The organism is Enterobacteriaceae endosymbiont of Donacia proxima (genome assembly GCF_012569285.1).
GTDB lineage: Bacteria > Pseudomonadota > Gammaproteobacteria > Enterobacterales > Enterobacteriaceae.
Window position 1 is genome coordinate 2,313 of sequence record NZ_CP046198.1, and the last position, 12,737, is coordinate 15,049.

Annotated in this window: 9 protein-coding genes, 4 tRNA genes, 2 rRNA genes and 1 other RNA gene; 10 read left to right on the top strand and 6 right to left on the bottom strand. The window is 25.2% G+C overall.

The window, feature by feature from the left end; all coding sequences use genetic code 11:
- Nucleotides 1–26: 26 nt before the first annotated feature.
- The 3 genes from GJT97_RS00015 (at nt 27) to murB (ending at nt 4,202) form a co-directional block, all read left to right on the top strand.
- Nucleotides 27–2,963: ribosomal RNA gene (locus GJT97_RS00015) — 23S ribosomal RNA — on the top strand.
- Between the two features lie 53 nt (nt 2,964–3,016).
- A 5S ribosomal RNA gene (gene rrf / locus GJT97_RS00020) occupies nt 3,017–3,132 on the top strand.
- A gap of 23 nt (nt 3,133–3,155) precedes the next feature.
- Nucleotides 3,156–4,202: a UDP-N-acetylmuramate dehydrogenase gene (murB, locus tag GJT97_RS00025; RefSeq protein ID WP_169767469.1), complete on the top strand. Its 1,047-nt coding sequence runs from the start codon at nt 3,156–3,158 to the stop codon at nt 4,200–4,202.
- Between the two features lie 23 nt (nt 4,203–4,225).
- On the opposite strand, the gene aroQ is transcribed toward murB, so the two are convergent.
- A complete protein-coding gene (gene aroQ, locus GJT97_RS00030) occupies nt 4,226–4,681 on the bottom strand; it encodes a type II 3-dehydroquinate dehydratase (protein ID WP_169767470.1) in 456 nt (151 codons plus the stop codon).
- Nucleotides 4,682–4,874: 193 nt separating this feature from the next.
- Here aroQ and GJT97_RS00035 point away from each other — a divergent pair, with 193 nt between their 5' ends.
- From GJT97_RS00035 to mreD, 3 genes are read left to right on the top strand one after another with little or no spacing between them, the layout of a single operon-like run.
- Nucleotides 4,875–5,921 (top strand): rod shape-determining protein, encoded by a 1,047-nt coding sequence (locus GJT97_RS00035; protein ID WP_169767471.1) that lies wholly within the window; start codon nt 4,875–4,877, stop codon nt 5,919–5,921.
- A gap of 25 nt (nt 5,922–5,946) precedes the next feature.
- On the top strand, nt 5,947–6,768 hold the full coding sequence (gene mreC / locus GJT97_RS00040) for a rod shape-determining protein MreC (RefSeq protein WP_169767472.1): 822 nt from the start codon (nt 5,947–5,949) through the stop codon (nt 6,766–6,768).
- 3 nt (nt 6,769–6,771) lie between these two features.
- Nucleotides 6,772–7,254 (top strand): rod shape-determining protein MreD, encoded by a 483-nt coding sequence (gene mreD, locus GJT97_RS00045; RefSeq protein ID WP_169767473.1) that lies wholly within the window; start codon nt 6,772–6,774, stop codon nt 7,252–7,254.
- 73 nt (nt 7,255–7,327) lie between these two features.
- On the opposite strand, the gene GJT97_RS00050 is transcribed toward mreD, so the two are convergent.
- Both GJT97_RS00050 and GJT97_RS00055 read right to left on the bottom strand, forming a co-directional pair.
- A complete protein-coding gene (locus GJT97_RS00050; RefSeq protein ID WP_169767474.1) occupies nt 7,328–7,597 on the bottom strand; it encodes a TusE/DsrC/DsvC family sulfur relay protein in 270 nt (89 codons plus the stop codon).
- A 52-nt stretch (nt 7,598–7,649) separates the two neighbouring features.
- Nucleotides 7,650–7,734: transfer RNA gene (locus GJT97_RS00055), tRNA-Ser, on the bottom strand.
- A gap of 88 nt (nt 7,735–7,822) precedes the next feature.
- Here GJT97_RS00055 and rsmI point away from each other — a divergent pair.
- Together rsmI and rnpB are read left to right on the top strand one after the other, a co-directional pair.
- Entirely contained in the window at nt 7,823–8,686 is an 864-nt protein-coding gene (gene rsmI, locus GJT97_RS00060; RefSeq protein WP_169767475.1) for a 16S rRNA (cytidine(1402)-2'-O)-methyltransferase, read from the top strand.
- Between the two features lie 37 nt (nt 8,687–8,723).
- Nucleotides 8,724–9,081, top strand: an RNA gene (rnpB, locus tag GJT97_RS00065) — RNase P RNA component class A.
- 24 nt (nt 9,082–9,105) lie between these two features.
- Here the strand turns inward: rnpB and folD are convergent.
- A complete protein-coding gene (gene folD, locus GJT97_RS00070) occupies nt 9,106–9,954 on the bottom strand; it encodes a bifunctional methylenetetrahydrofolate dehydrogenase/methenyltetrahydrofolate cyclohydrolase FolD (protein WP_169767476.1) in 849 nt (282 codons plus the stop codon).
- A 93-nt stretch (nt 9,955–10,047) separates the two neighbouring features.
- Between folD and GJT97_RS00075 the strand changes: the two genes are divergently transcribed.
- A tRNA-Arg gene (locus GJT97_RS00075) sits at nt 10,048–10,121 on the top strand.
- 875 nt (nt 10,122–10,996) lie between these two features.
- Here the strand turns inward: GJT97_RS00075 and GJT97_RS00080 are convergent.
- Together GJT97_RS00080 and GJT97_RS00085 are read right to left on the bottom strand one after the other, a co-directional pair.
- A tRNA-Lys gene (locus tag GJT97_RS00080) sits at nt 10,997–11,069 on the bottom strand.
- A 31-nt stretch (nt 11,070–11,100) separates the two neighbouring features.
- Nucleotides 11,101–11,173 (bottom strand) — tRNA-Val (locus GJT97_RS00085).
- A 144-nt stretch (nt 11,174–11,317) separates the two neighbouring features.
- Here GJT97_RS00085 and gltX point away from each other — a divergent pair.
- A complete protein-coding gene (gene gltX, locus GJT97_RS00090) occupies nt 11,318–12,727 on the top strand; it encodes a glutamate--tRNA ligase (RefSeq protein WP_169767477.1) in 1,410 nt (469 codons plus the stop codon).
- The last annotated feature ends 10 nt before the right edge of the window (nt 12,728–12,737 follow it).

Below are 12,737 nucleotides of genomic sequence, written 5' to 3' on the forward strand. Positions count from 1 at the left end.
GATATTTAAACGATTGTGGGTTGTAAGGTTAAGTAAATAAGCGTATATGATGGATGCCTTGGCAGTCAGAGGCGATGAAGGACGTGTAAATCTGCGAAAAGCATCGATGAGCTGATATAAAGCGTTATTTAGTCGATGATATCCGAATGGGGAAACCTAATATATGTAACTATATATTATCGTAATTTGAATACATAGAATTACGAAGTAAACCAGGAGAACTGAAACATCTAAGTATCCTGAGGAAAAGAAATCAATAGAGATTTCCTTAGTAGTGGCGAGCGAACAGGAAAAAGCCCGAGATATATTTTACTTATCATATTAGTAGAAATAACTGGAAAGTTATACGACACAAGGTGATAGTCCTGTATATTAAAATATGATGATTATAATCTCAATGATTAGAACGAGACACGAGAAATCTTGTTTGAATATAGGGGGATCATCCTCTAAGGCTAAATACTACTGACTGACCGATAGTGAACTAGTACCGTGAGGGAAAGGTGAAAAGAACCCCGGTTAGGGGAGTGAAATAGAACCTGAAATCATATACGTACAAGCAGTAGGAGCATTTTTAAAAATGTGACTGCGTACCTTTTGTATAATGGGTCAGCGAGTTATATTTTGTAGCAAGGTTAACTGTATAAGGAAGCCGTAGGGAAACCGAGTCTTAAAAGGGCGTTTAGTTGCAAGATATAGACCCGAAACCCGGTGATCTAACTATGAGCAGGTTGAAGGTTTGGTAATTCTTACTGGAGGACCGAACCGACTAATGTTGAAAAATTAGCGGATGACTTGTGGTTAGGGGTGAAAGGCCAATCAAACCGGGAGATAGCTGGTTCTCCCCGAAAGCTATTTAGGTAGCGCCTCATGTAATTCATATTCGGGGGTAGAGCTCTGTTTCGGTTAGGGAATCTACCAGATTTACCAATCCGATGCAAACTACGAATACCGAATTTATGTTATCATGGGAGACACACAGCGGGTGCTAACGTCCGTTGTGAAGAGGGAAACAACCCAGATCGCTAGCTAAGGTCCCTAAGTTATAATTAAGTGGGAAACGAAGTGGGAAGGCATAAACAGCCAGGATGTTGGCTTAGAAGCAGCCATCATTTAAAGAAAGCGTAATAGCTCACTGGTCTAGTCGTTCTGCGCGGAAGATGTAACGGGGCTAAATTATACACCGAAGCTGCGACAATAAAAAAAGTATTATTTTATTGGGTAGGGGAGCGTTCTGTAAATCGTTGAAGATAAATTGTAAAATTTATTGGAGATATCAGAAGTGCGAATGCTGACATGAGTAACGATAAAATAGGTGAAAAACCTATTCGCCGAAAGACTAAGGTTTCCTATCCAACGGTAATCGAGGTAGGGTAAGTCGACCCCTAAGATGAGGCTGAAAAGCGTAGTCGATGGATAACAGGTTAATATTCCTGTACTCATTATTATTGTGAAGGGGGGACGAAGAAGGTTAAATTATCCAAGTGATGGTTGTCTTGGTTTAAACATGTAGATGGATTATCTAGGAAAATCCGGATAATTGTTAACATTGAGATGTGATGACGAGATACTTTATTGTATTGAAGTAATTAATACCATGCTTACAAGAAAATCCTCTAAACTTAAATAATATTGAATCGTACTTTAAACCGACACAGGTAGTCAGGTAGAGAATACTAAGGCGCTTGAGAGAACTCAGGTGAAGGAACTAGGCAAAATAGTGCCGTAACTTCGGGAGAAGGCACACTGAAAATAGGTGAGAAAATTTACTTTTTAAGCTGATATCAGTCTAAGATAACAGCTGACTGCAACTGTTTATTAAAAACACAGCACTGTGCAAACACGTAAGTGGACGTATACGGTGTGACGCCTGCCCGGTGCCGGAAGGTTAATTGATAGGGTTATTATTTTTATAAGAAGCTCTTGATCGAAGCCCCGGTAAACGGCGGCCGTAACTATAACGGTCCTAAGGTAGCGAAATTCCTTGTCGGGTAAGTTCCGACCTGCACGAATGGCGTAATGATGGTCAGACTGTCTCCACCTGAGACTCAGTGAAATTGAAATTGCTGTGAAGATGCAGTGTACCCGCGGCAAGACGGAAAGACCCCGTGAACCTTTACTATAACTTGATATTGAATAATAAATATTAATGTGTAGGATAGGTGGGAGATAATGAAATACTGACGCTAGTCAGTATGGAATCAACCTTGAAATACCACCCTTTAGTACTTATTATTCTAACCTAAATCCGTAATCCGGATTAGAGACAATGTCTGGTAGGTAGTTTGACTGGGGCGGTCTCCTCCTAAAGAGTAACGGAGGAGTACTAAGGTCAGCTAATCACGGTCGGAAATCGTGAGGTTAGTACAAAGGCATAAGCTGGCTTAACTGTAAGAATGACAATTCGAACAGATGCGAAAGCAGGTCTTAGTGATCCGGTGGTTCTGTATGATAAGGCCATCGCTCAACGAATAAAAGGTACTCCGGGGATAACAGGCTAATACCGCCCAAGAGTTCATATCGACGGCGGTGTTTGGCACCTCGATGTCGGCTCATCACATCCTGGGGCTGAAGTAGGTCCCAAGGGTATGGCTGTTCGCCATTTAAAGTGGTACGCGAGCTGGGTTTAGAACGTCGTGAGACAGTTCGGTCCCTATCTGCCGTGGGCGTTGGAAGATTGAAAGGATTTGCTCCTAGTACGAGAGGACCGGAGTGAACGTATCTATGGTGTTCGGGTTGTCATGCCAATGGCATTGCCCGGTAGCTAAATACGGAAAAGATAAGCGCTGAAAGCATATAAGTGCGAAACTTGCCTTAAGATTAGTCTTCCCATGATTTTTGTTAATTATTTACAAAAATCTCTTAAGGGACGTTAAAGACTATGACGTTGATAGGCTAGATGTGTAAGCATAGTAATATGTTAAGCTAACTAGTACTAATAAACACCCGTGAGTCTTAACCTTACAACACCAGAATCGTTTAGTTATTAAAATATTAAATAATATTTATAAAAAATCCTGGTATAAATAACATAATGGTACCACCTGAATCCATTCCGAACTCAGAAGTGAAATATTATAGTGCCGATGGTAGTGTGAGGTCTCCTCATGTGAGAGTAGGTAAATACCAGGATAAAGTTGAAATTTTATATAATTATGTCATATATAAATAATTCATTAAAAATATTAAATACTTTTAATTTAAAAGTTAATGTATATAAAGTATTTATAATTAAAAATTTACAAAAATTATGTCAGTTATGGGAAAAATATGAAAAAAAATGTTATCCTTGTTTAGTTTTAGGAGAAGGAAGTAATGTTTTATTTTTAAATAATTTTTATGGATTAATTATTTTTAATAGAATTAAAGGTATTTATATCAGAGAATCTAAAAAATATTGGGATTTACATGTAAATTCTGGAGAAAATTGGCATAAATTAGTTAAATTTACTTTAAAAAGTAAAATTTATGGTTTAGAAAATTTAGCATTAATACCAGGACGTGTTGGTTCAGCATTAATCCAAAATATTGGAGCTTATGGTTCTAGTATAGAAAATTTTTGTAAATATGTTGATGTTATTGATCCTATAAGTAAAAAAATTAAAAGATTTAATAACAAAGATTGTCAATTTAAATATAGAGATAGTATTTTTAAACATAAAAATTATAAAAAATATGTTATAATTTCTGTTGGTTTGTTTTTATCCAAAAAATGGGTTCCAAATTTAAAATATTTTTCTTTAAAACATTTAGAAAATTATCAAATTACTCCTCAAAAGATTTTTAATTATATTTGTAATATAAGAAAAAAAAGAATTCCTCATCCTAAAATTTATGGTAATGCAGGTAGTTTTTTTAAAAATCCTTGTATTTCCTTAAAACAGGGATTTAAATTATTACAGATATTTCCTAATATACCTTATACTTTACAAAATAATTGTATTCAATTATCTGCAGGATGGTTAATCAACCAATGTAATTTTAAAAAATATCTTTATAAAGGAGTTACAGTATATTCCAAACAATCATTAATAATTTTAAATAAATTTAATAACTCCTTAGGTATAGATATATTAAATTTTGCTATTAAAATATATAATACTGTCGGAAATAAATTTGATATTTGGTTAGAACCAGAAGTAAGAATTATAGGTAATTATGGAGAAATAAATCCTCTAATTTATTTTAAAAATAAAAAATAATAACAAAAATTGTATTTTTTATATTAAATACATATTTTTAATCTTTTAATAATAACTTTTAATGCTAAAATATAGCCATAGGAACCTAATCCTGATATAACACCACTAGAAATATCTGAAAAAAAAGATTTTTTACGGAATATTTCTCTCTTATATATATTAGTAATATGAACTTCTATAAAAGGAACGTTAATTCCTAATAAAGTATCACGTAGAGCAATACTAGTATGTGTAAAAGCAGCAGGATTAAAAATAATATAATTAATTTTGTTTTTATATGTTATTAAATAATCTATTAATTTATATTCTGCATTAGATTGAAAATGACTTAATTCACAATTTTTTTTATTAATTTTTGTTGACAACATTTTAATAATATCTTGTAAAGATTTATTACCATATTTACTAGGCTCTCTAGTACCTAAAAGACTTAAATTAGGACCATTTAAGATTAAAATATGATATTTTTTTTTTTTCATGTTTTTATATTTTATTTTTTTAAAAAATTTATTTAATTTATAATTTTAATATATTTTAATTTAAAATGTAAATTAATTTTTTTATTTATAATAAATAATATATTTATTATAAATAAAATGTTATTATGCATATATATACAAAAATTTAATCTAATCAAAATAAATATACAATATAAAATCGGGTTTTTTTATTATGTTAAAAAAAATTCGGGGAATGTTTTCTAATGATTTATCTATAGATTTAGGAACAGCAAATACTTTAATTTACGTTAAAGGTAAAGGTATTGTCTTAAATGAACCTTCTGTTGTAGCTATAAGACAAGATAAAGCAGGATTCCCTAAAAATGTAGCTGCTGTTGGATATAATGCGAAACAGATGTTAGGAAGAACTCCAGGTAATATTACGGCTATTAGACCTATGAAAGATGGTGTTATAGCAGATTTTTTTATTACTGAAAAAATGTTACAACATTTCATTAAACAAGTTCATAGTAATAGTTTTATGAGACCTAGTCCCAGAGTATTAGTATGTGTGCCTGTAGGTGCAACACAAGTTGAAAGAAGAGCTATTCGTGAATCTACACAAGGAGCAGGAGCAAGAGAAGTTTTTTTAATAGAAGAACCAATGGCTGCTGCAATTGGTGCTGGTTTGCCAGTTTCAGAAGCTACAGGATCTATGGTTATAGATATAGGGGGAGGGACTACTGAAGTAGCAGTAATATCTCTTAATGGAGTAGTATATTCTTCTTCTGTAAGAATAGGAGGAGATAGATTTGATGAATCTATTATTAATCATGTAAGACGTAATTATGGTTCTTTAATTGGAGAAGTAACTGCTGAAAAAATTAAACATAGAATAGGTTCTGCTTATAATAATAATGAAGAAGTATTAGAAATGGAAGTAAGAGGAAGAAATTTAGCTGAAGGAGTTCCAAGAAGTTTTAAATTAAATTCTAATGAAATTTTAGAAGCACTACAAGAACCTTTAACTGGGATAGTAAGTGCTATAATGATCGCCTTAGAAAAATGTCCTCCTGAATTAGCAGCTGATATTGCAGAAAGAGGAATAGTATTAACAGGTGGGGGCGCATTATTAAAAAATTTTGATAAATTACTAATAGAAGAAACAGGTATTTCAGTTTCAATTGCTGAAGATCCATTAACTTGTGTAGCTAGAGGTGGAGGAAAAGCGTTGGAAATTATTGATACACATGAAGGTGATTTATTTAGTGAAGAATAAATTATAATTTTAAGATAATATATTTATGAAATTAATTTTTAATAAGAGGCCTATTTTTAAATTAAGAACAATAATTTTTATTATTATATCAATTATTATTATAATTGTTGATATATATTCTAATTTTTTTGTTAAAATAAGATATAAAACTAATCATATTATAAGCCCTATATATTTTATTTTAAATAAACCATTTTCTCTCTATGAAAATATATCAAATTTTTTTTTAAAAAAAAAGATTATACAAAAGAATAATAAATATTTATTTAACAAAGTTTTACAACAAAATGTACAATTGTATGATTTAAGAGAAGTTAAACAAGAAAATAATGATTTCAGACATATTTTTAAATTACCCCTTTTAAAAGAAAAAATTAGTATCTTAGCAAAAATAATACCAATTATATTACCTAGATGTAAAAACGAAATTTTTATTAATAAAGGATTAAAAGATAATATTTTTCCCGGTACAATCGTACTTAATGAAAAAGGTGTGGTGGGACAAGTTATATCTAGTAAAAAAACAAGTAGTCAAGTTTTATTAATTTGTAATAAAAATATTTCTTTACCAGTAAAAATACAAAATAGTAATATTACATTTATAATAAATGGGAATGGATGTACAAAATTTTTAAAATCTGAATATATATCTACGGATATAATAATAAAAAAAGGAGACATATTAGTTACATCTGGTTTAGATGAACAATATCCTCAAGGATATCCTGTTGGTACAGTTAATAATATATCTTTTAACAAAGAAAAAAATTTAAATATAATTTACGTAAAACCATTTTTACAAATAGAACAAATAAAATATGTATTATTATTAATAAATTCTCAATAAAACATGAAAAATTATTTATTTAAATTATTTATTTATATAACATTTATAATATCATTGTTTTTACAAATTATTTTTAGTAAAAATAATAATATTATTTTACATATACAATGGTTAACATTAATTTTAATTTGTTGGCTTATATGCAACCCATATAATATTAATATTATCACTAGTTTTTTTATTGGATTAGTAATAGATTTTTTTACAAATTATGTTTTAGGATTACATAGTCTCTTACTATGTATAATAACATATTTTTTATTATATAATTATAAAATAATTATAAATCTAAATTTAATTTGTAAATTATTATTTATAACTAGTATTTTTTTCTTAATTAATTTAACTATTTATAATATAAATAATGTTAGTTTTAATTATGTAAAATTACTTTTACAAAGTATTTTAAATAGTTTTATATGGATTATTATTTATCTATATTTTAAAAAAGTATATTTTAAGTATAAAAATTATTCGTCTTTTTAAAAAAGAAACATTATCCTTTAAAGGATAATGTTTCTTAGTTTATTAGTTTTTTTATAAAACTATTTTTTGTTTATTATAAACAAATATTACTTTGTGGAAGTCCAGCTATTTTAGATGCTTGTTTTATAACCCCATTGGGAAATAGATTAAATAAAATGATACTATTCCATTCTATATCTTTATATTTTTTCTTTAACTCATTAATGAGTATTTTCATATTTGGATGTATATTATATTTAAAATATAAATAACGTAATACATATATTATTTTCCAATGATTATCATTTAATTTAATTTTTTCTAAATTAGCTATATTAGTAGCTATTTTTATGTTCCATAACATATTATTATTTTTTTACATATAAATACATTTTAATAAATTAATTAATATTATTAGGAGGAAGAGAGATTCGAACTCTCGAATAGTTTCCTATTTCCGGTTTTCAAGACCGGTGCCTTCAACCACTCGGCCATTCCTCCAAATTTTATATATAAAACTAATTATTACATGTATAATAATATATTTAATAAAAAAATTAAAGTTAATATTTTAATTAATTAGTAATATATGAAAAAAAATAATATTAAATCAGGTAATTTATATGTAGTAGCAACACCAATAGGTAATTATGATGATATAAGTAAAAGAGCATTAATTACTTTAAATAAAGTGGATTTTATTTTAGCAGAAGATACTAGAAAAACAGGATTAATATTAAAATATTTTAATATTAAAAAGAAATTATATTCATATTATGAATATAATGAAAGAAAAAATGCAAAATTTTTTTTAGAAAAAATTAAACAAGGATATGATACAGCATTAGTATCAGATTCAGGAACTCCATTAATTAATGATCCCGGATATAGAATTATTAAATTATGTCGTAAAAAATATACTGATATAAAAATTATACCAATACCAGGACCTTGTTCTGCTATATCAGCTTTATCTGTCTCAGGTTTACCAACAAATAGATTTTGTTATGAAGGTTTTTTACCATATAAAAAAAATAAAAGAATTAAAAGATTACAAGAATTAAAATTAGAATATAGAACTATAATTATTTATGAATCAACTCACAGATTACTAAAATGTTTATATGATATAAAAAATATTTTTGGAAAAAATAGATATTTAGTAATTGCTAGAGAATTAACAAAAAAATGGGAAAATATTCATGGAGATAATATATCTAATTTAATTAGATGGATTGAATTAGATTTAAATAAAATAAAAGGAGAAATTATTCTAATTATTAATGGATATAAAATATTATCTAAAACAAATTTAGAATTATCTCCAAAAGTAATAAAAACATTATTCGATTTAAATAAAGAATTATCAATAAAAAAAGCAATAAATATCACTGCAAAAATATATTCTATTAAAAGAAATTTATTATATGAATTTTATATAAAAAATAAATAGTAATTAATATTATTATAAGTTATAATAATGTTTTGTTAAAGTTAATAAAAAACAGTCGCTTTTATCACAAAAAATAAAAGAGGAAAGTCCGGACTCCGCAGGGTATGGTGCCAGATAATTACTGGGAAGTGTAAACTTACGAATAGTGCAACAGAAAAAATACCGCCATAGTATAAAAAAAATAAAATGTGGTAAGGGTGAAAAGGTATGGTAAAAGCATACCGATATATTAGTAATAATATATGTCGATGTAAACTCCACCAGGAGCAAGGCTAAATATAAGTTTGTATAACCCGTACTATAAACTTGGGTAAGCTGCTTGAAATAATAAGTAATTATTATTCTAGATAAATGACTGTTCTAGACAGAATCCGGCTTAAAAAATAACTTTATAATTAGCATAATTTTCTTATTTAAAATTATGCTTTTTCATAAGCATATAAAATATTTTTCATTAAAGTAGCTACAGTAATTGGACCTATTCCTCCAGGAACTGGAGTAATATAAGAAGCTCTTTTTTTAGCTTGTTCAAAATGAACATCACCTATAATTTTATTATTATTAATTCTATTAATCCCAACATCTATTACAATAGCACCTAATTTAATCCAATTACCTGGTATAAAATTAGGTTTACCCACTGCTACTATTAGTAAATCGGCATATCCTATATAATAGCGTAAATTTTTTGTAAAACGATGTGTAATAGTAATAGTACATCCAGCTAATAATAATTCCATAGCTATAGGACGACCTACTATATTAGAAGCACCTACAATTACAGTATTTAGTCCATAAGTATTAATTTTATAATATTTTAATAATTGTAATATTCCTAAAGAAGTACAAGGTCGTAATAATGGAGCTCTTTGACATAAACGACCAATATTATAAGGATGAAAACCATCAACATCTTTTTTAGGATCTATTGTTTCAATTATTTTTATAAAATTAATTTGTTTAGGTAATGGTAGTTGTACTAAAATACCATCAATATATTTATTTTTATTTAAAAAATTAATTATTTTTATTATTTTATATTCATTAATTTTATTTGATAAATCATAATTATCATAAAAAAATCCTAATTTTTTACATATTTTTAATTTATTTTTTACATAAATTTTAGATGCTGAATTATGTCCTACTAATATTACTCCTAAACCGGGTTTCCTTTGTTTAAAAAATAAAATATTTTTCATTTTTTTATATATGTTAATATATATTTTTTCTGCGATAACATGTCCGTTAATAACTTTAGCATTCATTTGATATAACTCATTATAAAAAATAATAAATAAAATAATTTAATTAATTTGAATATATATTACAATATATGGTATATTACTGGTAATATTTTTGCGCTCTTAGCTCAGTTGGATAGAGCAATAGCCTTCTAAGCTATTTGTCACAGGTTCAAATCCTGTAGAGCGCAAAATTTAGATAAAATAATTTTTCTTAAAATAAGAAATTTATTTATTATTTTTAATCTATAATTTAGAAAATTTAATTCTTTTATTAAATGAAAAATATTTTTAATCTTAGTATATAAAAGTAAAAAAAATGAACTAGAGATTAAAAAATTAGTATTTTCAATATTTTTAAAAATTTAGTTAAAGTAAATAATTTTAATAAATGTAAAATTTTTTGATACTTATTAAGTTTATTAAATTAAAAACTTAATATAATTTTAAATTATTTTTAATATTTTTTAGTTTTTTCATGATCCTTTTTTTTAAACACAAAAATAATATATTTTTTTAAAAATTTTTATTTTTTAAAAAATACTATTTCAGTAGATTTTAATTATAAAAAAATTTTAAATTTTTTAATAAATACATTAAAAATTATTTTTAATATGAATTATCATAAATTTTAATTTATATATTTTCTTGTTTTTAAAATTTTTAAATAACCTATAATTATAGGTAGTTAAGTTTTTAGTTTTAATAAACTAATAATTAATAAAAAATAGAAATAATCCTCTTAAGAAAAATATATTTTCAAATATTATTTTTAATAATAAAATTATTTTTTGTATATTATACTTAATAAAATTACTTATTATTTAAAATAATAATCTTTTCTCAAATTACTAAAATTTTTAAAACTATATTTATTAATTTGATATAAAAAAATCAAAATTATTATATTTTACATCTTACTTTTTTAGGTAAAAAAAAATCTTTTTTATAAAAATGTATTATTTATTACATATTAAAATATAAATAAATATATATAGTATTTGAAATAAATTTGCAAATACAATATTTAAATATAATATCGATAAAATTAAAATACACCTGATTTTGGGTCGTACAGGATTTGAACCTGTGACCAATTGATTAAAAGTCAACTGCTCTACCAACTGAGCTAACGACCCAAATATGTTTTATAAATTTTATTAAAATTTATGGGTGATGACGGAATTGAACCGCCGACCTCCTCCTTGTAAGGGAGATACTCTACCAACTGAGCTAATCACCCAAAATATAATACTTACATGCTATTATTTTTATTACTAATATGTCAATATTTTTATTAAAAATTTTAAAATTAAAATATATAACTATTACATTATAATATATATATATTATAATATAAAATTAAAAATTAATAATTTTATACATTATGAAAATTATCACTAGATTTGCACCTAGTCCTACTGGTTATTTACATATAGGTAATATTCGTACTGCTTTATATTCATGGTTATTTGCTAAGAAAAATAATGGTAAGTTTATATTACGTATTGAAAATACTGATTTTAAAAGATCAAAAAATATTTTTATTAAAAATATTATTGAGACATTAAAATGGTTAAAAATTGATTGGGATGAAGGACCATATTTACAAAGTAAAAAATTAGATAGATATAATAATATAATTAATGTTATGTTAAATAATGGTAATGCATATAAATGTTATTGTTCTAAAGAAGAATTAAAAAAAAATAAATTTAAACAAAATACTACTAAAAATAATATTAAAAATAATTGTAAATGTCGAAATAATAAAATTATTATAAATAATAATAGACCTTATACAGTAAAATTATATATCCCAAAAAATAAAAATATTACATTTATAGATACTATTAGAGGAAAAATTACATTTAAAAATAATGTAATAGAAGATTTTATAATCAGACGTTCTAATGGTATTCCTACATATAATTTTTGTGTAGTCATAGACGATTGGGATATGAAAATTACTCATGTAATTAGAGGTGAAGAACATATAAATAATACTCCTAAACAAGTACATATTATTCATGCTATTAAAGCATCAGTTCCTTCTTATACTCATGTATCCGTAATTACAGATACATCAGGAAAAAAAATTTCTAAAAGAAATAATACCTTTAATATTTTAAGTTATAAAGAAAATGGTTATTTACCTCATGCAGTATTAAATTATATTTTACGTTTAGGTTGGTCTTATGGTAATAAAGAAATTTTTTCATTAGAAGAAATGAAAAAATTATTTAATCTAAAAAATTTAAATAAATCTTCTAGTATTTTTACTATAAAAAAATTAAATTGGTTAAATAAATATTATTTAAATAAATTATCAGAAAAAGAAATGCTTAATTATTTAAAAAAATTTTTTAATAAAAAAAATATAAATATTGATAATGGGCCTAAATTAAAAAATTTATATAAAATATTTTATAAAAGATGTAATACATTAAGTGAAATAAGTAATTTATGTGTGATTTTTTATACAGATCCTAATTACAATAAAAATTCAATAATTAAAAAATATCTAAACAGTGATACAAAAATAATTTTATATTTATTTTTAGAAAATATTAATTATACAAAAACATGGTCTATAAAAAATATAGATTTTATTTTAAAAAAAATATTGTTTAAATTAAATTTAAATTTTAAAAAAATAGCAATGACTGTACGTCTAGCTATTACTGGATTTGAAAATACTCCTCCTATTAGGAATATTTTATATTTAATGGGTAAAAAAAAGACTATATATCATATTAAAAATGCAATAAATTTTATTAAATTAAATAATTTTTAAAATATAAAAC

Excerpts from the sequence above, each read along its gene's own strand:
- gltX (WP_169767477.1), top strand. The coding sequence starts at position 11,318 with ATGAAAATTATCACTAGATTTGCACCTAGTCCTACTGGTTATTTACAT.
- GJT97_RS00035 (WP_169767471.1), top strand. The coding sequence starts at position 4,875 with ATGTTAAAAAAAATTCGGGGAATGTTTTCTAATGATTTATCTATAGAT.
- aroQ (WP_169767470.1), bottom strand. The coding sequence starts at position 4,681 with ATGAAAAAAAAAAAATATCATATTTTAATCTTAAATGGTCCTAATTTA.
- murB (WP_169767469.1), top strand. The coding sequence starts at position 3,156 with ATGTCATATATAAATAATTCATTAAAAATATTAAATACTTTTAATTTA.
- GJT97_RS00050 (WP_169767474.1), bottom strand. The coding sequence starts at position 7,597 with ATGTTATGGAACATAAAAATAGCTACTAATATAGCTAATTTAGAAAAA.
- mreC (WP_169767472.1), top strand. The coding sequence starts at position 5,947 with ATGAAATTAATTTTTAATAAGAGGCCTATTTTTAAATTAAGAACAATA.
- folD (WP_169767476.1), bottom strand. The coding sequence starts at position 9,954 with ATGAATGCTAAAGTTATTAACGGACATGTTATCGCAGAAAAAATATAT.
- rsmI (WP_169767475.1), top strand. The coding sequence starts at position 7,823 with ATGAAAAAAAATAATATTAAATCAGGTAATTTATATGTAGTAGCAACA.
- mreD (WP_169767473.1), top strand. The coding sequence starts at position 6,772 with ATGAAAAATTATTTATTTAAATTATTTATTTATATAACATTTATAATA.